The sequence below is a fragment of the Syntrophorhabdaceae bacterium genome (assembly GCA_036504895.1).
In the GTDB taxonomy this organism is placed as follows: Bacteria; Desulfobacterota; Syntrophorhabdia; order Syntrophorhabdales; family Syntrophorhabdaceae; genus PNOM01.
In genome coordinates this window covers 44,757-71,325 of sequence record DASXUJ010000008.1, presented here as the reverse complement: position 1 = coordinate 71,325, position 26,569 = coordinate 44,757, and the positions used below count along the sequence as shown (strand labels likewise).

Sequence of the window (26,569 nt, the reverse complement as noted above, 5' to 3'; positions counted from 1 at the left end):
TGCCCGGCCTCGCATGGCGGCCCTTCTTCCTTAACGTCCCTAGAGGTTCAGGATCTTCTTAATAGTCTGCTTGAGCTCGCTCGTATCGGCCGATTTTACTACATATCCATCCGACACCCAGCTCGAGAAATCCTGTTTGAATTCGCCATACGCCGAGCAGAGGACCACGGGCTGATCTTTATTGCTGTTCTTGATCTCGCTCAGGACCTGGATGCCGTCCATCCCCGGCATCTTGATGTCGAGAATGATGAGATCGAAGGTGCCTGCCTTGAACTTCTCGATGGCCTCATATCCATTGGAAGCCAGCTCGACCTCATAGCCTTCGTCCTCCAGTTCTTCCTTAAAGAGGATCCTTATGTTCTCCTCGTCGTCAACGACCATCAGTCTCACGGTTTTCATAAAAACTCCTCTGCTATTATAGTATTGTTTTGGATCGGAAGATACACCATGAACGTTACGCCCTTTCCTACCTCGTTCTTTATGTCAAGCCTGCCGTTATGGTTGATCAGGATCTTGTTCGATATGGCGAGCCCGAGGCCCGTCCCCTTCTCTTTTGTAGTGAAGAAGGGGTTGAAGATGTTATCCATGATGGAGGGGTCTATGCCGCCGCCGGTATCCGAGATGGAGACGGCGAGGAAGTTTCTCCGATCGGTTACGGTCTCGCACGTCTCTATCCTCACCTTCCCCTTGCCGCTCATGGCCTCGAAGGCATTTATCAGTATGTTGATCAGGACCTGCTTGATCTGCTGGCTGTCGCAGAGCACGGGGGGCAGGTTTTCGCCATATTTCTTCTCGATCTTCACGTTTCTCCAGGCGCTGTCGGGGGTAAAGAGGGAAAGAACCTCATCCAGGGTGGCGTTTATATCACACATTCCGGTGGCGATGGGACCTTCCTTCACATAGTTGAGCACCTCATTGAGTATCGCCTCCAGGCGCGTGACCTCTTTGAGGATGATCTCCACGTAGCGTTGCTCGGGCTGGTCGAGGACGGCCTTCTTCGCGAGCCTCTTGGTGAAGCCGCCGATAATGACGAGGGGGTTCTTTATCTCATGGGCGATATTCGCGGTCATCTCTCCCAGGCTCTTGAGCTTCTCCTGTTCGATGAGCCTCTTTTGTGCGTCGCTCAGCTCCCGCACCACATCCCGGAGTCGCCTGTTGAGAAGGGTATTTTCAAGACCGTTCGACATATAATTCGATATGGTATTGATAAGCGACTGTCCATCCTCTTCGCCCACGAAAGACTGGATTTTGGTGGCTCCCATGGTAATTGTCCCGATAATGCGGCTCTTCGAGAGCATGGGAGAGGTGTGAACGGAAAACTTGAGCACCTTCTCCTCCGTCTCGGGAAGGCGGTCTTTGAGAGACAGGGACCTCTTGTTTTTTACGGCCTCCCCTTCGAGGTCGTTGACGTATTCCATGGTCTGGGCTTCGATGGCCCCGTGAGTAAACCTCTGGGAGCCCAGGCTCAGGAAGGGATACTCGAGTTTGATGGTCACGAACCTCGCGTTCAGGGCCTTTGCGATAATGAGGGTGAGGGTTTTCAGGAGCTCCCGGGGCTCCACGTCGGAAGTGAGCACCTTGCCGAGCTCGGAGAGGGTCGCGAGCTCGCTTATCCTTTTCTTGGAGCCGAGGATAAGGGAATAGGTGCGCAGCACTCCGCCGATCTCGCGAGACAGTATGGAGAGAAGGATCTTTTCCTGGCTGTCGATGGTCTCTTTCGACGATATGGCGATGAGCACGCCATGGAGATAACTGTCGTCGGCGAGCGGAAGGAAGGCGAAGGTTTTGAACTTCCCGTCCAGGCCGTCGAGGTCCGGATAAAAAAGGCAGCCGAACCTCGGGGGAATGTCCTTGGAGTTGTAATATCGCGGCGCCCTGCGTTGCGCCACACTGCCCACCACGCCTTCGCCCATGTGACACCTGTACTTGCTCAGGATCTTGAAAAGGGTGCTCTTGTCGTTCATGAAGCGGCAGGTGAGCCTCTTATCCTGATCGAGGGTATAGACCAGGACCTCCTCGAACCCAAGCTCCTGGGCAATGATATTCAGAATCGATTTTACGCGTGACGATATCTCAAGGTTGGAGTGGGATATCTCTATTACTTTTCCGAATAATTCAAGGTAATTCATGGGCACTCATTGCTTTTGCATAGAGATCGAGGTACTCTTTCGCGGATCTTTCCCATGAGAAATCGGCAGTCATGCACCTTTTTGCAAGGGTTTGCCATTCGTCCGCCCTTCCGTACACTGCGAGCGCCCTTTCAAGTGTTTCAATAAGGGCGTCTTTCGTATACTCATAGAATTTGAACCCTGTTCCGAGGCGTGGCTCCGAGGTATAATCCGTAATGGTATCTTCGAGGCCTCCCACGCCTCTTACCACGGGCACGGTCCCGTATTTGAGACTATAAAGTTGATTGAGGCCGCAGGGCTCGTACCGGGAGGGCATGAGGAACATATCGGCGCCCGCCTCAATCAGATGAGCGAGACCGTTGTCATAGGCGATCTTGACGGAAAAGGAGTCGGGAAATGCCTTCGCCAGCTCCGTAAATATTTCATGATACTTCCTCTCTCCCGTTCCGAGGACCACGTATTGGACGCCGAGGGCGAGCATCTCTTCGAGGCTCGATGAGATGAGATCGGCCCCTTTCTGATCGGCGAGCCTTCCTATGGTCGCAATGAGCGGTCTGCGATCATCGGCTCCCAGTCCGAAGGCCTTCTGGAGCTCCCTTTTGCAGACCGCCTTGTTCCCCATCTGCCCGATCGTGTACGTGGCCGGGAGAAGACGGTCGTTTTCCGGGTTCCAGTCCCCGTAGTCTATGCCGTTCACGATGCCGTAAAGGTCTTTCTTCCTGGTGCGAAGAAGGCCGTCGAGGCCGTAGCCGAACTCCTGGGTTTGAATCTCTTCCGCGTACTTCTTGCTTACCGTGCTTATGAGGTCCGAAAATATGATCCCCCCTTTCATGAAATTGATATTACCGAAGAATTCGAGGTAATCGGGGGTGAAGTATTCCCAGCCCATATTGAGGAGGTGCATGTCGTGATGCCAGAATATTCCCTGGTAGCCGAGGTTGTGGATGGTAAAGACGGTCGGGATATCCTTGAGGACCGGGTCGTCCTTGTAGATGGTCTTCAGGAATACAGGCGCCAGGGCCGTCTCCCAATCGTTGCAGTGGAGCACGTCGGGCACGAAGCCGGTCGCCTTTATGGCCTCCAGTATGATTTTTGAAAAGAATACAAACCGTTCCGCATTATCGAGGTAATCGCCGTCGGGGGTGCTGTAGAGGTAATCCCGATAGTAATATTCGTCTTTTTCCACCAGGTACGCGGTGACTCCGTCATAGCTGCTCTCCACGATCTCCGCATCGACCATCGACTGGGATACCTGGCAGGATACGGTCATGTTCTTATATTCCATGGGAAATTTCTGTTCATCGATGCCCTTGTGCTTCGGGAGTATTACCCGCACATCGGCCCCGAGCTTCTTGAGCGCCTTGGGGAGGGCCCCGGTCACGTCCGCGAGACCGCCTGTTTTCACAAAGGGAAATATTTCGGGAGAAGCAATCAACACCTTCATATGAGCCCCCTAGGTCGTGGTTTCTCTCAAATACTCGGTAGCCTCCTCCGGCGGGGTCGGGTTTATATAGAACCCTGTCCCCCATTCGAAGCCTGCAAGCTTCGTCAGTCGGGGAATAATCTCCAGGTGCCAGTGATAGTGGTGCATCTCGCCGTTTCCGAAGGGTGCGGTATGGATCATGAAATTGTAGGGCGGTGAGTTGAGCACCTTGTTATATTTCCTGAGGATCGTGGAGAGTGCCTCCGCGAACTCGTAGAAGTTATCTTCTTTTTCCGGGGTCACGAAATAGGGCTCATGCCTCTTCGGGATGATCCAGGTTTCAAAAGGGAACCGGGAGGCATAGGGCGAGATGGCGATAAAGTAGGCGTTCTCGAAGACCACCCGCACCCCGTCCTCTTTCTCCTGGGCTATGATATCGCAGAAGATACACCGGTCTTTATACCGGTAATAGGCAAGGCCGCCGCTGATCTCCTCCAGGACCCTCTTGGGGACAACGGGCAGGGCGATCAGTTGCGAGTGGGAATGGTCGAGTGAGGCCCCTGCAATCGATCCATGGTTTTTGAAGACCATCACGTATTTGAATCTCTTGTCTTTCGCGAGGTCGAGCACCCTCTCTTTATAGGCTACGAAGGTGTTTACAATATCCTCGATATCCATCACGCCCAGGGTCTCCCCGTGGACGGGGGTCTCCACGATCACCTCGTGGGCGCCCACGCCGTTCATCTTATCGAAGAGCCCGACACCTTCTTTGTTGAGGCCCCCTTCGATCCGCAGGGCAGGAAATTTATTGGGTACTACCCTCAGGCTCCATCCCGGGCTATTGGGCGGCGAAAAGTCGTTTCTGATCGCATAGACTTCGGGAGGAGTCATGTTCTCGTTGCCCGGGCAGAGCGGGCACATGCCCGGTTTTGCCGGGGGCGATTCCTCGACAAAGAAGACAGGCCTCTTGCCCCTCTCGGTCGATATTATGACCCATCTGTCAATAATAGGGTCCTTTCTCAGCTCAGGCATACATCGCTCCCTTTTATCCTAGTTTTGACACGGAAAGAAACCCGTGGTAAGACATTTACCAATGATACCGCTTAAGGTTAACATACGGTCACGCACATATCCAATTATAAACACATCGATTATCCTTGTAAACCTGACAGTGTTCCTCATGCAAAAACTATACCTTCACGGTCCCTCAAGCCTTGATCTCTATCGCTCTTTCGGTCTCGTGCCGCATGAGCTCTCCGCCGCTCTGGCGGGACAGTGGGGACTTGTGCCCTACAACCTTCTTACCGTCTTCACCTCCATGTTCCTCCACGGCGGATGGCTGCACATCCTGGGGAATATGCTTTACCTGTGGATCTTCGGCAGCAACGTGGAGGACGCCCTCGGTCACGGGAGGTTCTTCTTCTTCTACCTCCTTTCGGGCACGGCCGCGGCAGCCTTTCAGTACTTTTACGACCCCCTTTCGGCGGTCCCCATGATCGGTGCGAGCGGGGCCGTCTCCGGAATCCTTGGGGCTTACCTGGTCCTCTACCCTTTCGCACGTGTCAAAACTGCGCTCATCATCGTGATCTTCATCAAAATCGTCGAACTGCCCGCAGTGCTGCTCCTGACGGTATGGTTCATCATGCAGATCCTCTTCTCCTACGGTGAGGGGGTGGCCTGGTTTGCCCATATCGGTGGCTTTATATTCGGTCTCGTCATGGTCAGTCTTTTCCGCCTCGGCAGGGCCCGTCGTTAGGGGAATGTTTCACGTGAAACATTTACGGGTCCTCCTGATCAATCCCCACATATATGATTTCGCCGCCTACAACTTCTGGTCGAGCCCCCTGGGCCTGCTTTATACGGGCGCCGTCCTCCGGCAAAACGGCGCCGAGGTGACCCTCATCGACTGTATGAGGAGCCAGGAAGAGAAGCGAAAGCCCGACGGCCGCGCCCCGTTCGTCAAGGAGAAGTCCCGCGGGCCCCTTCCCGCCCCTCTCGCAGGCATAAAGAAACGCCTCAAGCGCTACGGCATATCGCCCGTCCGGCTTCGGGAGGAGCTGGCCCTCCTCGAGCCACCCGACCTCGTCCTCATCACCTCCATAATGACTTACTGGTACATGGGCGCCCACGAGACAGCCCGGGTCGCGCGCGAGGCCTATCCCCACGCCCGGATCGTCATGGGCGGCATCTACCCGTCTCTCTGCATCGAACACGCCCAGGCCCATAAAGGCGACGCCGACCTTGTCCTCTCCCACCGGCAGATGGATATCCTCTACCGCTACGTCGAGGAGAGCTTTCATTATCCCCTCCCTTTCAGACCCTCTCTCTACGATCTCGACGCCCTCCCCTATCCGGCCTTCGACCTCTATGACTCCCTGCCTTTTGTTCCCCTTCTTACCTCCTACGGCTGCGCATTCCATTGCGCCTACTGCGCCACGCCTTTTATGCACCCCCGTATGGCGCGGAGGAGCCCCGCAAGCACCCTCTACGAGGTCCGTCACTGGCAGGAGCAAGGCGTCAGCCGCTTCGTCCTCTACGACGACAGCTTCCTCTACCAGTCGGATGCCTTTGCAAAGCCCCTCCTCAGGGAGCTCTCCCGCCTCCCCTCGCCCATAAACCTCTACAACCCAAATGCGGTCAATGCAGCCTTTATGGATGAGGAACTGGCAGATCTTCTTTCTCTCGCCGGCTTCGAGGAGGTCCGCTTCGGCCTCGAGACAGTCGATCCCGCCCTCCAGCGCACAACCGGCGGAAAGGTCACTACCCGGGTCTTCGAGAGGGCCCTGAGATCACTCAAGGCCGCCGCCTTTCCCTTAGAACGTGTGGCAGCCTACATCCTTTCCGGCTTGCCCTTTCAGAAATGGCAGGACGTGAAGGCCTCCATAGACTATCTCGCCGGACTCGGGGTCCGCGCCCACATCGCCGAATACACGCCCATCCCCCACACCCCCCTCTACGAGCAATATGCCTCCCACGCCCGCTATCCCCTGGACGAGGACCCGATCTATCAGAATAACGCCCTCTTCCCCTTCGCCTGGGAAGGCTTCACCGAAGAGGACCTCGCCTATCTCAAGACATACCTCGCCGAGACCTACGCCGCTGCTTCACGCGCTTGAGCCTTTAAGTGGCAGTGGCTCTAATTCCGCGCTTTCCAAATCCTCGCTATCCCAAAGGAGGGATGTTGCTGGTTCGTCTTGGTGCGTTAAGCGCAGGGCAGCGAAGAAAACTCAGCGGAAAGAGGGGCGACGTAGTACCCCCTGGAGCGACCGAAGGGTGACGTAGGGGATGGGGGGGACGGTATTCGCCTTTTTTTTCGCGCCAAGCTTTCTCTGCCCGGAGCGTGCACGGGGGCCGGTCACCGGCACCGCTGCGCCCCCGCCACTCTAATCTGCCTTGAAAATTGACGGTGAATAGTGTTAAATAGTTGATCGACGCGCGAGAGTGGCGGAACTGGCAGACGCACTGGACTTAGGATCCAGCGGGTTACACCATAGGGGTTCAAGTCCCCTCTCTCGCATTTTTCCCCTAAACCTACCCCGCCACTTCCCGAAGCAGCTCCTTAAGCTCCTCTATCTTATAAGGCTTGGTGATGACCCCCTTGAAGCCGTATTCCCGGTAGCGGGAGAAGGCAGGGTCATCGGTATAGCCGCTCGAGATGATGGCCTTGATGGCAGGGTCCAAGGAGCGTATCCGGTCGAAGACCTCTTTTCCTCCCATGCCCCCTTTCGTATCCGTGGAGCCGTGCAAGGGCCCTATTGGCGCTCAGGAACCGTCCCTCCGGCGTCGTCTGAAAGATGACCATAGGCGTTATCGAAGATGGCGTGATACTTTTTCTCCGTCCGTTGCAGCATTTCTTCGGCCTTTTGGTCTTTCGAAACGTCCCGGACGGTTACCAGGATCCGCTCTTTCCCATCGATATTCGCGTGCCTCGTCCCCACCTCCGCCCAAAACCAGTTGCCCTCTTTCCGCTTCGCCCTCCGGCGGATGAGCTGAGGGCCTCTGTTGCGGCCCTCCTAAGGAAGGCGACCGCTTCTTCCCCGGAAAACTGCGGCTCGTCACCGAATACCTGCATTACCGGCAGTCCTTGCGCTTCTGCGCCGGTCCAGCCGAAGATCTCACACACGCGTTCGTCTACGTCCATAATGAGACCCGTTTCAGGATCACAGCTGAGGACTCCGTCATTCAGGGAATTAAGGACCGTGCGAAATCGACGCTCCCCTGCCGCGAGCGTCCTCTCTCTATCCTCGTGCCGCCTCATCTCCTTCTCGACCAGTTCGGCTCTCTTCTTCGTCTCCATATTCTGAAGCGCCATTTCCTCAATAATCACGGCGACTGCGGTCAGGAAAGAGGCTTTGTTCGCCAGCTCTTCTCTCATGACTACCGGTAGACGCGATGCGGCTTTGAGATATTCCTCGGAATTATAGCCGTATTGTTCCACCTGATTCCGGAGAGTCAGGCGGTCGGGTGCTTCAATGAATGCCTGTCCCGTGAAGAGGCTCGCCACATGGGCCCCCTCGATAAACACCGGGAGGGCACAATCTGCCGCACCATGGCCGCACTCCCTCACTATCAGCACGCCAGGCTCCCCCGCCTGTCGGAAAAGGTCATGAAGACCCTTCTCGCACACCTGTTGCGATGAAGGAGAGCCCCTATGAAAGCGGGCGCACAGATCCGACCAGCCGGAGGTCAAAAGCACCCTGTCCGAAGGATGCTGCGCCAGACCGATCCCGAATCCGGTAATCTCCGCGAAGGTCTTGAAAATCCTGCCCAGGCTTCCGAGGTCGATCAAATCTTCTATGCCACATTTGCCGTCAACAAGAATACCCTCACTCCCCCTTGGCGCCGATCTCTGCGAACTTTCTATTATAGACGGCGCCCCCACACGATGAATATGTTAATTTCGCAAACCTCGAGGATCAGGAACTTTTATAAATTTTCGCACGTTTTTTTCACCGTATCAAGGGAACGAGTGCTTCCAGTCATTTGGTGCTCCCGAAACCCCATCATCAACAAAAGACCGCAACGGCCGATCTCTCTGGCGGCCCTTGTACCCCTTGTACTGCATTACACCCTCTTCAAGTCAGTATGACCCTCATGGGTGCCTTTTCGTGCCGCCTCGCGAATTCTGCGAGATCGTTTTTAGCGCCCGTCAAGACAATTTTTTGCCCCCCTCCCCTCCCCCCTGCAGTTGGTCCAATTTGAAAAATAGACACCCGTCGCCAAACCGTAGTTGCCCTGTCCGGTTAATACCTCCGTCGGCCGAACAGCACCCGCCCAAAAAAGTCCGTCGGCAGCCGCTCACATTTATCGTTCCATATGATCCAAGAAACAATATGACTTACACCTGAAGGTGCGGCGGAATAAGATTTAAATGGAAGCAGTTCGATAATCCGATGTCCTGATGAATCTTGCAAGAAATTTCCTGCGTCACAGCGCGAACCGCGAGCGCCACAAAGAGTAGCCAAAAGTAGGCGCCCTTAGGGGGGAGGCTCCGATAGCTTTGCTATCGGAGGGGCGACGCAAGCCCCTTACAAATGTGCGGCGCAAACCCGGTAAGAGTGGATGAAAGGCCCGGCACCTCAGTTGACTAAGGAGCGCGAAAAGTGAGCATACCGTTTACAACGCAAAGCGGAAATTAAGACGAAGGCACAGGTAGGGATCTTCCCGGCGTGATGTAGCGCGCACAGCGCGCGAGAGGGGGGAGGCTCGGCGGACTTTGTTCGCCGAGGGGGCGACGTGAGCCCCCTAAATGGCATGCGACGCGGGCCCCATGAACAGCTGTGCGCCTATTTCGTCATCTTAATGAAATTCGTAAGCAGGGCGAGTCCCACGCGCTGGCTTTTTTCCGGGTGGAATTGGCAGGCGAATACCCTTTTTTTCTGAATTGACGACGCGAAGTCGATCCCGTATGTCGTTTTCGTGGCCGTCACGTCCTCTTCAGGAGAACAATAGTAGGAGTGGACGAAGTAGAAGAACTCGCCTTCCCGTATGCCGTCCAGGATCTCGGCGCCATGAACGCGCTCGATACTGTTCCAGCCCATGTGCGGCACCTTCAGGCTCCCGTCGAACCGGGGAACGGTCCCCTTCACGAACCCCATGCCCCGCACTCCGGGCGCCTCTTCACTCGTCTCGAAAAGGATCTGCATACCGAGACATATGCCGAGGTAGAGCTTGTCGTTCTCGATCAACTCTTTGATAAAATCGAGAAGCCCGAAGGTCTCGAGATTTTCGATGCACTTCCCGAAGGCGCCCACACCGGGAAGGACAATGCCCTTCGCCTTCTCGATGATTGATTTGTCCCTTGTAATCACTGCGTCGGCATGAAGCTTCTGGAAGGCGTTGGTCACGCTCTTCAGGTTTCCCATACCGTAATCGACTATTGCGATCATAACATTCCTTTAGTTGACAGGACCCCTTTGATCCGTTCGTCTCTCGTGACCGCTTCCTTGAGGGCCTTTCCGAATCCCTTGAAGACGGCCTCCACCTTGTGATGGAGGTTGTCCCCGTACAGCACGTTCACGTGGAGCGCGCACCTGGCCTCGCCCACGAAACCCTTGAAGAACTCCTTCACCACCTCGAGATCGAACATGGCGATCCTCCCCTGGAGCTCTCCGTTCCACACAAAGGCGGGCCTTCCGCTCATATCTATGGCCACCATGGCGAGAGATTCATCCATGGGCACTATGGCATGGCCGTACCGCCTGAGGCCCTCCGCGCTGCCGATGGCCTCTTTCAGCGCCTTGCCCATGACGATGCCCACATCCTCGACAGTATGATGGGTATCCACATCGAGGTCCCCCTTGGCCTCCACGCTCAGGTCGAACATGCCGTGGCGTGCGAAGAGATTGAGCATGTGGTCGAAGAAGGGTATGGCAGTGCAGGAGTCGCCCATGCCCTCCCCATCGACCGTCAATTTTATTTTGATGTCGGTCTCCTTTGTCTGTCTCTCTACCTTCGCCTGCCTTGCTTTTGCCATATTTTCCCCCTTAGGGTATTACCTTGCTCAAAGGATACTCAACGATGCCTTCCGCTCCGGCCCGTTTCAGGTCGGGGATAATATCCCTCACCACCTTCTCGTCGATGATCACCTCTATGGCGACCCATTTATCGTCTGAAAGGTTCGACACCGTGGGCGTATGGAGGGAGGGGAGGATTTCGGTCACTGTTTTCAGCACCTTCCTCGGCACATTCATCTTGAGCCCCACCTTCTCTTCCGCCAGGAGCGCGCCTTTCAACAAGATCATTATATTCTCTATCTTTCTTTTTTTCCACTTGTCTTTCCATGCGTCTTTATTGGCGATCACCACGGTCTCCGACTCGAGGATCGTATCCACGATCCTCAGATTGTTGGCCTTCAGGGAGGCCCCGGTTTCCGTGACTTCGATAATCGCATCCGCCAGAAGAGGCGGCTTCACCTCGGTCGCGCCCCATGAGAATTCAACGCTCGCCTCGATGCCCCTCTTCTTGAGGAACCTCTTCGTAAACCCTACCAGCTCGGTGGCGATCTTCTTTCCCTTCAGGTCTTCGACGGTCTTTATGGGCGAATCCATGGGCACGGCCACTACCCATTTTACCCCCCTGAACCCCACCTTCCCGTACTTGAGGCGGACCAGCTCCACCACCTTCGCGTCCTGTTCCTTTACCCAGTCGTATCCGGTGATCCCCATGTCGAGGATGCCGTCTTCCACATAGCGGGCCATCTCCTGGGCCCTTATCACGAGGCCTTCTATTTCAGGGTCGTCGATTACCGGCACATAGGAGCGCTCCGGCAGTTTTATCGTGTACCCCGCGTTCTTGAAAAGCTTGAACGTCGTCTCCTGGAGGCTTCCCTTCGGTAAACCTATTTTCAGTTTCATTTGGACTCCTTTCTGGCCTTTATGGCCTCTCCGTGGGCGAAGAGACCTTCTATGCGGGCGAGCCTTTCGGCATTGTCCCCGTATCGTGTGATGAATTCCTTCTCCGCCTTCACCACCATTTTTCTTCTCAGGAAGGTGTCGACTGAGAGCCCCCCGGTAAACCTTCCCGCGCCGCTCGTGGGCAGCACATGATTGGTACCGATATAATAATCGCCCAGCGCAACCGGGGTCGAGGGCCCGACGTAAAGGATGCCCGGATAAAGGATCCTCTCACCCAGGGCTTCATCGCCGATAAGCTCCATATGCTCGGGTGCGATGGCATTCACCAGGCTGATTGCCTTATCTATGTCTTTGTAGCGGGCGAGAAAGCCATTTTCGTCCAGGGCCTTTCTCGTCACGGCAGCCCTGGGGCTCGATCCGATGAGGCTGTCTATCTCTTGTTCGACCTCCCTGAGGTGTGCTTCGGAAGGAGAGATCAAACCCACCATTGCCATCTCATCATGTTCTGCCTGTGACATCAGGTCCCACGCGAGGAGGCGCGGTGAAAATGCTTCAGTGGCAAGAACGACGAGCTCCGAGGGGCCGGCGAGCATATCGATCCCCACCCTCCCGTAGACGTCCCTCTTTGCCTCTTCAACGTAGGCGTTTCCGGGACCCACGATAATATCGACCTTTGGGATGGGTCCGATGCCGAAGGAAAAGGCAAATACGGCCTGGGCGCCGCCGATCCGGAAGACCTCCGTCACGCCGAGCATGGAACATGCGGCGAGGATATAGGGGTTTATGGCGCCCTTTTTCGCCGGTGTGGCCAAAAATATCTCTTTCACGCCGGCGAGTTGGGCGGGCACCACCCCCATGGTCACGGATGACGGGTATGGCGCGGTGCCGCCGGGGACATAGACCATGGCCTTTTCAACGGGCACGAACTCCTCTTTCACGAGAAGGCCCCTGCTCCGGTAGGTGCGTGATTTGGATTTCTGGAAGCGGTGAAAGGCGCGCACGTTCTGTATCATGCCGCGGATGATGGCCCGGTCCCCATGGGGTATGGCCTCCGCGGCCTCCCGGATTTCGTCCTCCGTGACTTTGAGGGGATATTCCTTTTCCCAACCGTCCCAGCGCTTCGAGAATTCCACGAGTGCCGCCTCGCCGTGGGCGAGGAGCTCCTTCTTTATCTTCTGTACCGCGGGACCTATGGACGCTTTTCTTCTTTCTCTCCCCTCGGAGATGAAGGGGATGAGGCGGTCATATTCCCTTTCAAGATCCCATATCTTCATCTTTCTTCCTCTCTATCCTGGCTCCAAGTCCGGAGAGCTTCTTTTCGATCGCTTCATAACCCCTGTCGATATGGTAGATCCGCGAGATCTCGGTAGTGCCGTAGGCCGCGAGTCCGGCTATGATCAGGGAGGCGCTTGCCCGGAGGTCGGTGGCCATCACCTTTGCGCCGGAGAGGCTTTTCCCGCCCTTCACGATCGCGGTCTTACCGATGACCCGTATATCCCCTCCCATCCGGCGAAGCTCTGCCGCATGCATCATCCTGTTCTCGAATATGGTCTCCGTTACGGCGCTCACTCCCCGTGAGATGGTCATAAGGGCCATCATCTGGGCCTGCATGTCCGTGGGGAACCCTGGATAAGGTATGGTCTTTATGTCCACCGCGATGGGCCTTTTCCGCGTCATGGCGGCCCGGATGGTACTCCCCTCTTCCGTAATCTCCATGCCCGTTTCTCTGAGCTTCTCGATCACCGCTTTTATATGCTCCGGCACGCAATTCTCTATAGTAATATTACCCCTGGTCATGGCGCAGGCGGCAAGAAAGGTGCCTGTCTCGATCCGGTCCGGGATCACATCGTAATTGCAGGCCTTGAGTGAATCAACCCCGCGTATCCGAATGACCTGGGTACCTTCCCCATCGATCTTTGCACCCATTTTCCTGAGCATCCGCGCGAGGTCGACCACCTCGGGCTCCCGGGCGGCGTTCTCGATCACCGTCTCCCCTTTTGCCCGCACCGCGGCCATAAGGATATTTTCCGTCCCTCCGACCGTGGTGGTCTCGAAGGTGATGCGCCCACCCTTCATATGCTTTGCCGTCACCTCCACATATCCTTCCTTCATATGGACGTCGCAGCCCAGCGCCGTAAGTCCCTTCAGGTGGAGGTCTATGGGCCGCTCCCCTATGGCGCACCCTCCCGGATAGGAGACCGTGGCCTTTTTAAACGCGCTTATGAGGGCTCCGAGGACGAGGACCGAGGCCCTCATCTCCTTCACGAGCTCGTAAGGCGCCACATGGTTGCCCGTTCCTTTGGTATCCACGCGCAATATGTGGTCTTCTTTCCACTCCGCTTTTGCCCCGAGAATACCGATGAGTCTCGCCATGGTCTCCACGTCTTTGAGGCGGGGCACATTTCCGATCGCATAGACGCCTTTCGCGAGGATCGTCGCCGCGAGCACGGGCAGGACTGCGTTTTTGGAACCGCTCATACGGACTGTGCCGTTGAGCCGCTCGCCGCCCTCTATTACGAATTTATCCATTTTCCTATGACCACCCTTTCCTTGCCTGCAAGGTCTTTCTTCTTCGTCACCATACACCCGACGGACGCGAGGAGCTCTCCCAGCATGTCCGCCTGTCTTGCGGACCCTATCTCACAGAGCACATATCCCCCTTCTTCCATGTGATCGGGCAGGGCGCGAACAAAACTCCGGTAGACGTCGAGACCGTCGGCCCCTCCGAGGAGCGCGAGGGCAGGCTCGAACTCTTTTACGTCCTTCATGAGATCTTCCCATTCACCCTCCGGCACATAGGGAAGGTTGGCAAGGACCATGTCGAATCTCGCTCCTTTCTTGACCGCGTAGAAGAGGTCGGAGCACAGAAAGGTCAGGCGTCCCGAGACCGCGGGGTCTCTTCCGTTTTTTTGCGCCACCGACAACGCCGGCGTAGAGACATCGACGCAGAGCACAGAGCGTCCCGATTTCCTTGCTACCGTATTCCCGATAATGCCCGAGCCGGTGCCCATGTCCACGACAGATCGCATCAGCGGGCGGCCCCCGAGAATTGAGAGGGCCTCTTCCACGAGCACCTCCGTGTCGGGTCGCGGGATAAGGACGTTTCCGTCAACGGCAAAGGGATGGGAGAAGAATTCCTTTTCTCCCGTAATGTAGGCGAGGGGCTTCCCCGTCTCCCTTTGGGCGAAGAGGTCTTTGATGCGGCGGGCCGCGGACTCGCCCATCTCTCTGTCCGGATGGGCCAGCACCGCTTCACTGCGAAGGGAAAGGACCCGGGAGATTATGGCTACCTTCTCAAGTCCGGTCAATTCCCCACCTTTTGTCATGAGGTCTCTGATCCGCAAGGGTTCTCTACCCGTTTTTGATGGTTTCGGAACGAAAGTGGGCGGACAAGGGGGTAATGATGGCGTCGAGGTTCCCGTCCAATACATCCTGGAGCTTATAAAGGGTGAGGCCGATCCTGTGATCGGTTACCCTTCCCTGGGGGAAATTGTAGGTACGTATGCGCTCGCTCCTGTCGCCGGTGCCCACCTGTTTTCGCCGCTCTTCAGAGATCTCCTGCTCCTTCTCGCCCTCCATCTTCTCTTTCAGGCGTGCCCGGAGCACCCGTATCGCCTTGGCCTTATTTTTATGCTGGGATTTTTCGTCCTGGCAGGTGACCACGAGGCCCGTGGGGATATGGGTAATTCTGACGGCGGAGTCGGTGGTATTCACGTGCTGACCTCCGGGGCCGCTCGACCGGAAGACATCGATACGCATTTCGTCGGGGCTGATGTCGAGCTCGAGCTCCTCGGGCTCCGGGAGTACCGCGACGGTCACGGTGGACGTGTGGATCCGCCCCTGTGCTTCGGTCAGGGGCACCCTCTGGACCCTGTGGACGCCGCTCTCATACTTGAGCATACCGAAGGCGTCCTTGTTCTCCACCAGGAGTATGGCCTCTTTGAGGCCCCCAAGGTCCGAAATGGACGCTTCCATAAGCTCGGTCTTCCAGCGCATCTTTTCCGCATACCTGAGGTACATGGTGAGGAGCTCCCGCGCGAAGAGCGCTGCCTCTCCTCCGCCCGTACCCGCCCTGATTTCGAGGAACATGCTCCTGGAGGTAGACTCGTGCTTTCTGAGCAGCCTTTCGGTGAGAAGGTTTTCATAGGTCTCCCTCTCCTTGTCCAGGAGGGCCGCTTCGTCTCGCGCCATCTGTTTAAGCTCCTCGTCAGTCTCGGTGCTCACCATCTCGGCGCAATTCTCGGCGTCTTCCTTCCGTTTCTTCCATTCCCTGAAGAGGTCGACGACCTCTTTGATCTCCGTCCGCTCCTTGGCCAGCTTTTTATATACTTCCATGTTGGCCATGGATTCGGGCAGGGACATCTCCGCTTCGATCTCCCGGTACCGCTTCTCCGTCTCTTCCAGTCTTTCGAACATTACTTTTCTGTTTTCTTACCGTACCTTCTCTCGAATTTTTCTACCTGCCCGGCTGAATCGATCCTCTTTTCCTTGCCCGTGAAGATGGGGTGGCACTTGGCGCAGATTTCGACCGTGATCTTTTCTTTCACCGAAAGGGTCTCGAACGTGTGCCCGCACGCGCATTTCACGGCCGCGGTTTTCAGCTCCGGATGTATTCCTTTTTTCATGTTAGCCTCCTTTGCTCATTGAATAGAGAAAATCTTTATTTGAATCGACATCTGTAAGCTTCTCGAGGAGGAACTCCATAGCCTCCACCTGATTCATAGGCTGGAGCACCTTTCTTAAAAGCCAAATTCTCGACAGGTCCCCGTTTTCGAGGAGGAGCTCCTCTTTTCTGGTCCCTGATTTGTTTATATCGATGGCCGGGAAGACCCTCTTTTCCGCGAGCTTCCGGTCGAGGTAGATCTCCATGTTGCCCGTGCCCTTGAACTCTTCAAAAATGACCTCATCCATCCTGCTTCCCGTGTCGATGAGCGCCGTGGCCACGATGGTGAGGCTGCCCCCCTCCTCGATGTTCTTGGCTGCGCCGAAGAACCTTCTCGGCTTCTGCATGGCCGAGGCGTCGATGCCGCCGGAGAGTATCTTTCCGCTGGAAGGGACCACCGTATTGTACGCCCTCGCGAGTCTCGTGATGCTGTCGAGGAGGATAACCACGTCTCTCTTGTGCTCCACGAGCCTCTTCGCCTTCTCGATCACGATCTCCGCGACCTGGACGTGTCTCGTGGCAGGCTCGTCGAAGGTAGAGCTTATTACCTCTCCGTTCACCGAGCGTATCATGTCCGTGACTTCCTCGGGCCTTTCATCGATGAGCAGCACGATAAGGTGGACCTCTTTATGGTTCTTCGTGATGCTGTTCGCGATGTGCTGGAGGAGCATGGTCTTGCCCGTTCTGGGGGGGGCGACGATGAGTCCCCTCTGTCCTTTGCCGATGGGGGTGAAGAGGTCCATTACCCTTGTGGAGAGGTTGTCGGTGACCGTCTCCAGCTTCAGCCTCTCGTTCGGATAGATGGGGGTCAGGTTGTCGAATATGATCTTGTCCTTCGCCACGCTCGGGTCGTCGAAATTTATCGTCTCCACCTTGAGGAGGGCGAAATATTTTTCGTTATCCTTGGGAGGGCGGATCTGCCCGGATGTGGTGTCTCCCGTCCTTAAGCCGAATCTCTTTATCTGGGAAGGCGAGATATAGATGTCGTCAGGGCCGGGGAGGTAATTCGAATCGGTGGACCTGAGGAAGCCGAAGCCTTCCTGAAGCACCTCCAGGACCCCTTCCCCATATACGGATTCGTTTTTATCCACAAAGGCCTGGAGTATGGCGAAGATAAGCTCCTGTTTTCTCAAACCGGCGGCGTTATCTATATTCATCTCCTTCGCCATATGGGTCAGTTCCCCGATCCTTTTTTTCTTTAATTCATTAAGATGCATGTATCCTCTACCTCCCATGTTTTTATCTTTTCCAAGAGGATTTCCAGCTCTTTTCTAAGATCTTCTTCGCTTCCGTTGTTCCTCACCACGTAATCTGCCAGCCTTTCTTTTTCTTCCAGGGGAATCTGATTGGCAATCCGTCTTTCCACATCTTCTTTTTCCATTCCCCTTCTCACAAGCCTTTCTTTTATGATATTCATCTGTGCGGATACGACGATCGTCTTGTCGAGTTCTTTGTTGAGACCTTTTTCGAAAATCAGGGGGCCGTCGATGATTACGGCTTTCGCTCCCTTTTGCCTCTCGAGGGCGATCCGTTTTTCCATCTCCGCCACGAGCCGAGGATGCACAATTTGCTCAAGTATTTTGAGGTGTTCCTTATCTTTAAAAACTAAGGCCCTCAAGGCCCCGGCGTCAACCGTCATATCGTCCTTTATATACTGCTTTCCGAAATTCTTTATAATATCGTCTATTACCTGAGCGCTGTCCGAGACTTCTTTTGCAAGATTGTCGAGATCAACTACGGTATAGCCGGCCTTATTAAGCATCGTCGAGACGGTCGTTTTTCCGCTCCCGATTATGCCCGTCACCCCTATGGTGATCATATATCGAGGTTTCTCACATTCAGGGCATTCTCTTCGATAAAGAGTCTTCTCGTCTCTATGTTGCTGCCCATGAGCACCGTGAACATCTGATCGGCCTCGACCGCGTCTTCTATCGAGACCCTGAGAAGGGTCCTTTTTTCCGGGTCCATGGTGGTCGTCCAGAGCTGCTCGGGGTTCATCTCTCCGAGACCTTTATATCTCTGGATATTCATCCCTTCTTTTCCCACCACATTGATATGGTTGATGAAACCTTCCCCGTTATGAAAAAAGGTCTCGTTATTTCCGTTTGCGACCCGCACCTCGCCTTCGTAGAAAGAAAGGACCTGTTTGTACGCCTTGAAGGCGGCGAGATAATCTCCTTCGGAGCACATCTCGTAATCTATCTTTATCTCGGTAGGTACTTTTGCCGAAGGGTCCGTCACGATAAGGGACCAGAGGTTGTTCTCCGGGTCCTTCGAGAGTGCGGCCCCGTATCCCTGCTGCTCCACATATTCTTTTACGATATTGAGCTTATAAGAATCTTCCAGGTCTTCCCTGCGGGAGATGTCCGCGGTAAGGAGACCGAGTATGATTTTCCTGTTCGCCGTGCCCATGATGGTCATATCCCTCGCGAAGCGCTCCACAACCCTGATCTTCTCGATCGCGCTCCTGAGGTCTTCCCCTTCTATTTTTGTGCCGTTCAGATAACAGTCTATCTTGTCCATGCCCCGGGCCATGACGTGGCGCTCGAAATCGTCTTCGTCCTTGGCATAGATCTCTTTCGACCCGTATTTCAGCTTATAAAGGGGCGGCTGGGCGATATAGACGTAGCCGTTCATGAGAAGGTCGGGCATCTTTCTGTAGAAAAGGGTGAGCAGCAGGGTCCGTATATGGGAGCCGTCCACGTCCGCATCGGTCATGATGATTACTTTGTGGTATCTCAGCTTTTCGATGGTCTCCGTATTGATGCCGAGGGCGAGGTAGATGGCTTTTATCTCAAGGTTGCTGAGCACCTTCTCCTGTCTCGATTTTTCCACATTGAGGATCTTGCCCCGAAGAGGCAGGATGGCCTGGGTCTTCCTGTCCCTGCCCTGTTTTGCCGAGCCACCCGCCGAGTCGCCCTCCACGATGTATATCTCGCAGAGGTGAGGCTCGCTCTCCTGGCAGTCGGCGAGTTTGCCGGGAAGTATTCCGCTCTCGAGGAGGCTCTTGCTCTTCACGAGCTCTTTTGCCTTCTTTGCGGCTTCCCTTGCCTTTTTCGCCTCCATGGCCTTATTGATGATGATCTTGGCGATGTCCTCGTGGAGCTCGAAATATTCACTCAACTGCTCGTTGAGGACCGATTCCATGACGCCTTTGATCTCGCTGTTTCCGAGCTTCGTCTTGGTCTGCCCTTCGAACTGGGGGTTTGCCACCTTACAGCTGATGACCGTGGTCATCCCTTCTTTAATATCGTCTCCCGAGACATTCTCCTTATTTTTTATGGAAGGGTTTGTCTGGATGAAATTATTGATGCTCCGGGTAAGGGCGCCCCTGAAGCCGGCGACATGGGTGCCTCCCTCCTGGGTATGGACATTATTGACGAAGCTGTAGACGTTCTCATTGTAGCCGTCGTTATACTGGATCGCCACCTGGATGAAATCGAGGGGGCTGCGCTCGGTGATGATATAGACAGGCTCTTCGAAGAGCACGGTCTTATTCGTATTGAGAAACTTTACAAAGGCCTTGACGCCGCCTTCATGCCTGAACTCCTGACGCTTCCCTTTTCTCTCGTCCGACACGATGATATGGATGCCGTTATTGAGGAAGGATATCTCCCTCATCCTGTGGGCGATAATGTCATACATGATCTCTTCGGTCTCGAAAAGGGTCCCGTCGGCCTTGAATTTTACCTTCGTCCCTGTTTTCTCCGTATCTCCGATCACCTTGAGCTCGGTGATCTTGGCGCCGCCTTCGTACCTCTGGAAATAGACCTTGCCGTCCCTGCGCACTTCCACTTCCAGATATTCGGACAGGGCATTCACCACGGAGAGCCCTACGCCGTGGAGGCCGGCCGAATACCGGTAGGTATCCTTATCGAACTTTCCTCCCGCGTGGAGTTTGGTAAGCACCACTTCGAGGGCGGGCATCTTCTCCTCCGCATGCATGGCAACAGGGATGCCTCTCCCGTTATCCTCGCAGGTGACGCTGTTGTCGCGATGAATGGTGATCTGAATTTTGTTGCAATAGCCTTCCAGGGCCTCGTCCACACTATTGTCCACGAGCTCGTAGACCAAGTGGTGAAGGCCTTCCACGCCTGTATTTCCAATATACATGGAAGGTACTTTCCTGACCGCGTCAAGACCCCCCAGTATTTTAATACTCTCTGCTCCGTATTCTCTCATTTCTTAATCCCTTTTAGACTCTGATCGGCATTACGATGTTTTTGTAGTACTCGGTGCTTCCTTCTTCTTCAAAAAGGACCGCGCCGTAGGTGGGAGGCACTTTTACTACCATGCGCTCCCCGTCGATATGAGATACGATATCGAGCAGGAACCTCACGTTGAAATTCATGCTTATAGTCTCGCCCTCGTATGAAATCTGCAAGGCTTCCTTCGCGTGCCCTATATCCGATTCCGCCTCGATCTCCATCTGTCCAGGGGACAAGTTGATCTTCACCGGCTCGGACCTTCCCATGATCGCCGATACCCTCCGCAAACCACGCAGAAAATGCTCCTTGTCGAGACCGGCAACATTTTCGCTCTGCTGGGGGATCACGTTGTCATAATCAGGGAAGTTTCCCTCAATGATCCTCGATACCACCGTTACCTTTTCCGTGGAAAACTGTATGTGCTTCTCGTCGATGCTCAGCTTGACTTTTTCGTCGTCCCCTATAATCCGCTCTATCTCCGTCACGGACCTCTTGGGGATGGTGATTCCCTTGAAACCCTTGATGTTCTCGATCTCTTTCTGGTAGAGGGCCATCCTGAACCCGTCCGTGCCCACCACGACGACCTTTCCCTCCATGCCCTTCAGGTGCATGCCCGTAAGCACGTAGCGGGTCTCGTCGTTCGATATGGCGAAGCTCACCCGGTCGGTGATGTCCTGGAGGAGTCTACCGTTGATGAAGAACTCTTCATATCCCTCTATCTCCTTTACCTCCGGAAATTCCTCGGGGTCCTGAAGACTCAGCACGATCTCCGTCTGTTTCTGCTTTATGGTGAGGGTATTCTCCTTTATCTGGAGATTCACCTCGCCGCTCTCCATCTCCTTGAGAATATCGAGAAACTTTCTGCCATGGACCACGATCTTACGATCTTCCTCGGTTTTGAAATCGACCCGGCTTATGGCGCTCAATTCAAGGTCTGTCGAATATATGATTGTTCCTTCTCTGCCAAAGGCAATCAGTACATTTGACAATATGGGCATGAGAGACCTTTTTTCCGTTATTCCTACCAACTTTGATATAGGAGCTGAAATAAGGCTTTTATCTATATTTATATTCATAAATACCTCGTCATCATAATAAGTAGTGTTAACTTGTGGAAAAGCTGCCGGCCGCCAGTAATTTCAAAACGATAGGAAAAGCAAAAAGGGCTGAAGGAATGTGGAAGCCGTGGAGTCTCATGTGAGCTTAATCCTCGATTCCAGATTTTCCACAGTGTTTTTCAACTCCTTTTTAATTTTTATTTCCCCCTCTATTTTTCTTATGGAGTGGAGGACAGTTGCGTGATCCTTCCCTCCAAACTTTTCACCAATGCTTACCAGGGATGAATCCGTAAGCTTCCTCGAGAGATAAACCGCGATCTGGCGCGGCACCATGAGAGATCTGATGCGCCTCTCCGATTTCAGCTCCGATACCTTGATGGAAAAATAAGAGGCCACCTGCTCGATGATGAGGTCGATGGTAATCTCCTTTTTCTTTTCCTTTATGAGATGGCCCATCACGTCCTTTGCGAGCTCTATGGTGATGGGTGTCCCCTTGAGAGAAGAAAAGGCGACGATGCGGGTAAGGGAGCCTTCGAGGGAGCGCACGTTGTCATCCACATTCGACGCGATGAAAAAGGAGACGTCGAGGGGAAGGTCTACATTTTCATACTCCGCCTTTTTATTGAGGATTGCCACCTTTGTCTCCAGATCGAGGGACTGGATGTCCGCGATGAGACCCCACTCGAACCGGGACCGGAGCCTCTCCTCGAAATTCTCGATATCCCGGGGAAATTTATCGCTCGTTACCACGATCTGTTTCATCGTGTCATAGAGGGCGTTGAAGGTATGGAAAAATTCCGCCTGGGTCCGCTCTTTTCCCGCAATAAACTGTATGTCGTCTATGAGGAGGATATCCATTCTCCTGAACCTGTTTCTGAAATCTTCCATCTTTTCATATCGGAGCGAATTAATAAGCTCGTTGGTAAAAACCTCCGCCGTAATATAACAGATCCTCTCGGGCCCGATGTTGCTGTGGGTGAGCAGGAAATTTCCGATCGCGTTCAGGAGGTGGGTTTTCCCGAGACCCACTCCCCCATAAATGAAGAGGGGATTGTAAGTCTTACCCGGGTTCGTGGCCACCGCGAGGCAGGCCGCGTTCGCGAACTGGTTGCTCGCACCCACGACAAAGTTCTCGAAAGTATAGCGGGGGTTAAAGATATTATATTTGGGTGGCTTTTTGACCACCACGCCCCGCGCCTCTTCGGGCTTTGTATCCTTCTTCAGGACATATTCTATCTTCGTGTCCGTTTTGGTTACATCTTTGATCAGGCTCACGAGGATGGGCTCGAAATTCTCTACGATCCAGTCACGGAAGAAGGTGTTGGGGACCGAAACATAACATTTATCGTCCCTGTAATCCGAAAATTGTATGGGCTCAATCCACGTTCTATAGCTATCCTCGCTGATTATGCCCGCAATCTTAGGTTTTATCTGGGAGATAATATCATCCATTAGTGTACATCATTTTCAACATATTTTCAACATATGTGGATAACTAAAAGGTTTCCGAATGGCTTAAGTGGAATACTAATATAAACAAGAAAATAATGCAACTCTTTTTTGATTCCCCTTTTTCTTTCCTTTCAATAAAGACAAAGGCTTGCGAGAGAGGCGCAGGGAGAGGGAAAGCCCGCCGGGGGCGGGGCGGAAGGGTCTGACCCGGCAGAGAGTCCGTTCAGGGCAAACGTTTTTTCGCCGCAGATAAAACCGGATAAGGGCGGACAAAAGCAATATTCCGTCCAACCGGCGACAGTGCCGGTTGGACACTCTCCAGCCCGGAGGGCCGAGAGTATTTGCCCGGCACTGTCGGCCGGGCAAATCACAGTCATTCTTTCGATCTGTCTCCATCCGGTTTTATCCGCCTTTATCTGCGGCAAAAAGGATTTTGGCTGTGACCGAGGGGTTACCTCCCCACGGCCATTCGCGCCCTCATTCTCCTTGAAATAAGGGCCCTTTTATGTTACTTTTTAGGAAATCTCTTTATTTGAGGATAGCTTACAAAAATGGAATATAAAGATACACTCAATCTTCCCAAGACGCCTTTTCCCATGAGGGGCAATCTGCCGGTAAAAGAGAAAGAGCTCCTCGCCTTCTGGGAAAGGATCGGCCTCTACGCAAAACTGATCGCCGCCGGGAAGGACCTGCCCACCTTCATTCTTCATGACGGCCCTCCCTATGCGAACGGAAACATCCATCTGGGCACGGCGCTTAACAAGATACTGAAGGACATTATCATAAAATCGAAGTTCATGGCCGGCTTCCGGGCAGACTATGTGCCCGGCTGGGACTGCCACGGGCTCCCCATAGAACACCAGATCGAGAAAGAGACGAAGGCAAAGAAGGAAAACCTCACCAAGCTGCAGGTGAGGGAGCGCTGCAGGGCATATGCGGCCGGATTCATCGATATCCAGAGAGAGGAGTTCAAGAGGCTCGGCGGCATCGGCGACTGGGACCACCCCTACATCACCATGGACTTTGACTACGAGGCCACCATCGTCGGGGAGCTGGAGAAATTTTTCGAGAGGGACGAGGTCTACCGAAAAAAGAAACCGGTCCTCTGGTGCATGAACTGCCTGACCGCCCTGGCCGAGGCGGAGATTGAGTACGACAACAAGACATCCACGTCGGTCTACGTGAAGTTCCCCTACGGGCGGAAAGGAGAAGGGCCCTTCTCCTCCTATCCGGACAAGCCCGTCTACATGCTTATCTGGACCACCACGCCCTGGACCCTGCCCGCGAACCTCGCGATCGCGGTGAACCCGGAGTTCACCTACGCGGCCGTGGAGACCGCCGACTCGATCATAATCGTCCTCAAGGAGCTCGTGGAAGACGTCTTCACCCGGGCCGGCATCAAAGAGTATAAAATCATCGATGAGATACCCGCGGAAAAATTCCGGGGGCTGAAATTCCGCCACCCCTTCATCGACAGGGAGTCGGTCATCGTCTTCGCCGATTACGTGGCGAAAGACACGGGCGCGGGCGCGGTCCACATCGCCCCGGGCCACGGCGAAGAGGATTACGAGACAGGCCTCGAATACGGCCTCGACGTCTATTCCCCGGTCAACGAGCAGGGCCGGTTCCTCGACGAGGTCGAATTTTTCAAAGGCATGAAGGTCTTCGAGGCGAATAAGCACGTGATCGCGAAACTCGAGGAGCTGAACCTCCTCCTCCACCAGGAGGAGATCGAGCACTCCTACCCCCATTGCTGGCGCTGCAAGAAACCGGTCATCTTCCGGGCCACGGAGCAGTGGTTCATCTCCCTCGACAAGCTGGATTTGAGAAAAAAGGCCCTCGAAGAGGTGGAGAGGGTGCGCTGGATCCCCGCCTGGGGCAGGGACCGCATCTATAACATGCTCCAGGTGAGGCCCGACTGGTGCATCTCCCGGCAGAGGACCTGGGGTGTGCCGATCACGGTGTTCTACTGCGAAAAATGCAGGGAGACCTACTGGAGCAAAGAGAGCTTCAAAAACGTGGCCGATGCGGTAAGGCGGGAGAGCGCCGACGTCTGGTTCAGGGAGGAGGCCGCCTATTTCCTGCCCGGGGACGCGAAGTGCGGCCGCTGCGGCCATACGAAATTCGTGAAAGAGGAAGATATCCTCGACGTCTGGTTCGACTCGGGCGTGAGCTTTGCCGCGGTATGCAAGAAGCGGCCGGAGCTCAAGTTCCCCGCGGACCTCTACCTCGAGGGGAGCGACCAGCACAGGGGATGGTTCCACAGCTCCCTTCTCGCCTCGGTAGGCAACGAAGGCAAGGCCCCCTACGAATCGGTCCTGACCCACGGCTTCGTGGTCGACGGCTCGGGCCGGAAGATGTCGAAATCCGTGGGCAACGTCATCTCCCCGTCGGACATCATAGAAAAATACGGCGCCGAGATTTTAAGGCTCTGGGCCACCTATGAGGATTACAGGGACGATATAAAGATTTCGAAAGACATCATCAACCGCCTCGTGGAGACCTACCGGCGGATAAGAAACACCCTGCGCTTCCTCCACGCGAATATCGCGACCGATTTCGATCCTGCAAAAGACGCGGTCCCCTACGAAGAGCTCTCCTCCCTCGACAAATGGCTCCTCTCGCGGCTCCAGAGGCTGATCCTGAGGGTCACGGAGGCCTACGAAACATATGCCTTCCATGTGATTTACCACAGTATCCACAACTTTTGCACAGTCGACCTCTCGTCTCTCTACCTCGATATCACGAAAGACAGGATCTACGTGGAGAAGAAGGATGCCCTCAAGAGGAGGGCTTCCCAGACCGTGATCTTCGAGACCATCGTGTCGCTCCTCAAGCTCATGGCGCCGGTCCTTTCCTCCACGGCCGACGAGATGTGGTCTTATCTCGCGGGCCAGGTAAAAGAAGAGAGCGTGCTTCTCGGAAGGTTCCCCGAGGCGAAGCCCGAGCGGATCGACGAAGCGATCGAGGCACAGTGGGAGGCTGTCTGGAAGCTCCGGGAGCAGGTAAACAAGAAAATAGAAGAGAAGCGGGCCGCGAAAGAGATCGGCCATTCCCTGGACACAAAGGTGATCATCGCCGCACCGGCCGAGGAGTATAAGCTTCTCATGAATATCGAGGACGATCTGAAGAGCGTCTTCATCGTCTCCCAGATAGAGGTAAAGGAAGGGGGCGAGCTCGAAATAACGGTGGCGAGGGCGGAAGGAGCGAAGTGCGAAAGATGCTGGCAGTATGCACGAGGCATGAAAAGCACGGGACCCTTCCCCAACGTATGTGCCAGATGCGAAGATATCTTGTCTTCACTCTAGTCCCGCTCATCTTCGTCCTCGACCGGTGGACGAAATGGCTGGTCATCGACCAGCTGAGCCACATGGAGGGCATCCACCTCACGCCCTTTTTCTCCTTAGTATACTGGAGAAACCTGGGCGGGGCCTTCGGCTTCCTCTCCCAGCATCCCCTGGGGAAGTACGTCTTCACCATCTTCCCCCTCCTCGTGGCGGCCGCACTGGTCTACGGCCTCGTGGCCTACCGGTTCCCCCTGCTCAAGCTCTATTCCCTGGTCCTCATCCTCGCAGGCGCCCTGGGAAACCTCTATGACCGGATCTCCTACGGCTACGTGATCGACTTCCTCCTCTTCTACTATAAAGGCTGGCAATGGCCCGCCTTCAATGTCGCCGACATCTCCATCTCCACCGGCATAGGCCTCTGGCTCTTCGCCGAGTTCCTGATCCTGAGAAAACAGAAGGCCCTCACCAAGAGCGCGTAAGTGCCGACAAGACA

Annotated in this window: 23 protein-coding genes and 1 tRNA gene; 5 read left to right on the top strand and 19 right to left on the bottom strand. The window is 54.7% G+C overall.

The window, feature by feature from the left end; genetic code table 11:
- Positions 1-39: 39 nt before the first annotated feature.
- The 4 genes from VGJ94_01100 to galT are packed head-to-tail and all read right to left on the bottom strand — an operon-like array spanning position 40 to position 4,584.
- Positions 40-399 (bottom strand): response regulator, encoded by a 360-nt coding sequence (locus VGJ94_01100; GenBank protein ID HEY3275189.1) that lies wholly within the window; start codon positions 397-399, stop codon positions 40-42.
- Positions 396-2,129, bottom strand: a complete 1,734-nt coding sequence (locus VGJ94_01095) for an ATP-binding protein (protein HEY3275188.1) — start codon at positions 2,127-2,129, stop codon at positions 396-398. The genes VGJ94_01100 and VGJ94_01095 overlap by 4 nt, the downstream gene beginning before the upstream one ends.
- On the bottom strand, positions 2,116-3,573 hold the full coding sequence (gene glgA, locus VGJ94_01090) for a glycogen synthase GlgA (protein ID HEY3275187.1): 1,458 nt from the start codon (positions 3,571-3,573) through the stop codon (positions 2,116-2,118). The genes VGJ94_01095 and glgA overlap by 14 nt, the downstream gene beginning before the upstream one ends.
- Before the next feature lie 9 nt (positions 3,574-3,582).
- Positions 3,583-4,584, bottom strand: coding sequence for a galactose-1-phosphate uridylyltransferase (galT, locus tag VGJ94_01085; GenBank protein HEY3275186.1), 1,002 nt, complete (start codon positions 4,582-4,584; stop codon positions 3,583-3,585).
- A gap of 148 nt (positions 4,585-4,732) precedes the next feature.
- Between galT and VGJ94_01080 the strand changes: the two genes are divergently transcribed.
- The 3 genes from VGJ94_01080 to VGJ94_01070 all read left to right on the top strand — a co-directional run bounded on the left by VGJ94_01080 (position 4,733) and on the right by VGJ94_01070 (position 7,069).
- Positions 4,733-5,308, top strand: coding sequence for a rhomboid family intramembrane serine protease (locus VGJ94_01080; GenBank protein ID HEY3275185.1), 576 nt, complete (start codon positions 4,733-4,735; stop codon positions 5,306-5,308).
- 13 nt (positions 5,309-5,321) lie between these two features.
- Positions 5,322-6,668, top strand: coding sequence for a radical SAM protein (locus VGJ94_01075; protein ID HEY3275184.1), 1,347 nt, complete (start codon positions 5,322-5,324; stop codon positions 6,666-6,668).
- A 319-nt stretch (positions 6,669-6,987) separates the two neighbouring features.
- Positions 6,988-7,069: transfer RNA gene (locus tag VGJ94_01070), tRNA-Leu, on the top strand.
- A 14-nt stretch (positions 7,070-7,083) separates the two neighbouring features.
- On the opposite strand, the gene VGJ94_01065 is transcribed toward VGJ94_01070, so the two are convergent.
- The 15 genes from VGJ94_01065 to dnaA form a co-directional block, all read right to left on the bottom strand.
- Positions 7,084-7,269 carry a hypothetical protein gene (locus tag VGJ94_01065; GenBank protein HEY3275183.1) on the bottom strand — a complete coding sequence of 62 codons (186 nt, stop codon included), beginning with the start codon at positions 7,267-7,269 and terminating at the stop codon, positions 7,084-7,086.
- A 172-nt stretch (positions 7,270-7,441) separates the two neighbouring features.
- On the bottom strand, positions 7,442-8,341 hold the full coding sequence (locus VGJ94_01060; GenBank protein HEY3275182.1) for a PocR ligand-binding domain-containing protein: 900 nt from the start codon (positions 8,339-8,341) through the stop codon (positions 7,442-7,444).
- A gap of 997 nt (positions 8,342-9,338) precedes the next feature.
- Entirely contained in the window at positions 9,339-9,941 is a 603-nt protein-coding gene (gene hisH, locus VGJ94_01055; GenBank protein ID HEY3275181.1) for an imidazole glycerol phosphate synthase subunit HisH, read from the bottom strand.
- Positions 9,938-10,528, bottom strand: a complete 591-nt coding sequence (gene hisB / locus VGJ94_01050) for an imidazoleglycerol-phosphate dehydratase HisB (GenBank protein HEY3275180.1) — start codon at positions 10,526-10,528, stop codon at positions 9,938-9,940. The genes hisH and hisB overlap by 4 nt, the downstream gene beginning before the upstream one ends.
- Positions 10,529-10,538: 10 nt before the next feature.
- Positions 10,539-11,408 (bottom strand): ATP phosphoribosyltransferase, encoded by an 870-nt coding sequence (gene hisG, locus VGJ94_01045; GenBank protein HEY3275179.1) that lies wholly within the window; start codon positions 11,406-11,408, stop codon positions 10,539-10,541.
- The gene (gene hisD / locus VGJ94_01040; GenBank protein HEY3275178.1) at positions 11,405-12,682 is read right to left on the bottom strand and encodes a histidinol dehydrogenase; all 1,278 of its coding nucleotides are present in this window, start codon (positions 12,680-12,682) and stop codon (positions 11,405-11,407) included. Before hisD ends, hisG begins: the two co-directional genes overlap by 4 nt.
- The gene (gene murA / locus VGJ94_01035) at positions 12,663-13,937 is read right to left on the bottom strand and encodes a UDP-N-acetylglucosamine 1-carboxyvinyltransferase (protein ID HEY3275177.1); all 1,275 of its coding nucleotides are present in this window, start codon (positions 13,935-13,937) and stop codon (positions 12,663-12,665) included. Before murA ends, hisD begins: the two co-directional genes overlap by 20 nt.
- On the bottom strand, positions 13,922-14,734 hold the full coding sequence (gene prmC / locus VGJ94_01030) for a peptide chain release factor N(5)-glutamine methyltransferase (protein HEY3275176.1): 813 nt from the start codon (positions 14,732-14,734) through the stop codon (positions 13,922-13,924). The genes murA and prmC overlap by 16 nt, the downstream gene beginning before the upstream one ends.
- Positions 14,735-14,759: 25 nt before the next feature.
- Positions 14,760-15,824, bottom strand: a complete 1,065-nt coding sequence (gene prfA / locus VGJ94_01025) for a peptide chain release factor 1 (GenBank protein HEY3275175.1) — start codon at positions 15,822-15,824, stop codon at positions 14,760-14,762.
- Positions 15,824-16,033 (bottom strand): 50S ribosomal protein L31, encoded by a 210-nt coding sequence (rpmE, locus tag VGJ94_01020; protein HEY3275174.1) that lies wholly within the window; start codon positions 16,031-16,033, stop codon positions 15,824-15,826. The genes prfA and rpmE overlap by 1 nt, the downstream gene beginning before the upstream one ends.
- 1 nt (position 16,034) lies before the next feature.
- Complete coding sequence (rho, locus tag VGJ94_01015; GenBank protein HEY3275173.1) at positions 16,035-17,288, bottom strand: transcription termination factor Rho; 1,254 nt, start codon at positions 17,286-17,288, stop codon at positions 16,035-16,037.
- A complete protein-coding gene (gene coaE / locus VGJ94_01010) occupies positions 17,270-17,890 on the bottom strand; it encodes a dephospho-CoA kinase (GenBank protein ID HEY3275172.1) in 621 nt (206 codons plus the stop codon). The genes rho and coaE overlap by 19 nt, the downstream gene beginning before the upstream one ends.
- Complete coding sequence (gyrB, locus tag VGJ94_01005; protein HEY3275171.1) at positions 17,887-20,253, bottom strand: DNA topoisomerase (ATP-hydrolyzing) subunit B; 2,367 nt, start codon at positions 20,251-20,253, stop codon at positions 17,887-17,889. The genes coaE and gyrB overlap by 4 nt, the downstream gene beginning before the upstream one ends.
- A gap of 13 nt (positions 20,254-20,266) precedes the next feature.
- Positions 20,267-21,355 carry a DNA polymerase III subunit beta gene (gene dnaN / locus VGJ94_01000; GenBank protein ID HEY3275170.1) on the bottom strand — a complete coding sequence of 363 codons (1,089 nt, stop codon included), beginning with the start codon at positions 21,353-21,355 and terminating at the stop codon, positions 20,267-20,269.
- Between the two features lie 117 nt (positions 21,356-21,472).
- Positions 21,473-22,789 carry a chromosomal replication initiator protein DnaA gene (gene dnaA, locus VGJ94_00995; GenBank protein ID HEY3275169.1) on the bottom strand — a complete coding sequence of 439 codons (1,317 nt, stop codon included), beginning with the start codon at positions 22,787-22,789 and terminating at the stop codon, positions 21,473-21,475.
- A gap of 551 nt (positions 22,790-23,340) precedes the next feature.
- On the opposite strand from dnaA, the gene ileS reads away from it, so the two are divergent.
- Together ileS and lspA are read left to right on the top strand one after the other, a co-directional pair.
- Positions 23,341-26,097 (top strand): isoleucine--tRNA ligase, encoded by a 2,757-nt coding sequence (gene ileS / locus VGJ94_00990; protein HEY3275168.1) that lies wholly within the window; start codon positions 23,341-23,343, stop codon positions 26,095-26,097.
- On the top strand, positions 26,070-26,555 hold the full coding sequence (lspA, locus tag VGJ94_00985) for a signal peptidase II (protein ID HEY3275167.1): 486 nt from the start codon (positions 26,070-26,072) through the stop codon (positions 26,553-26,555). Before ileS ends, lspA begins: the two co-directional genes overlap by 28 nt.
- Positions 26,556-26,569: the final 14 nt, after the last annotated feature.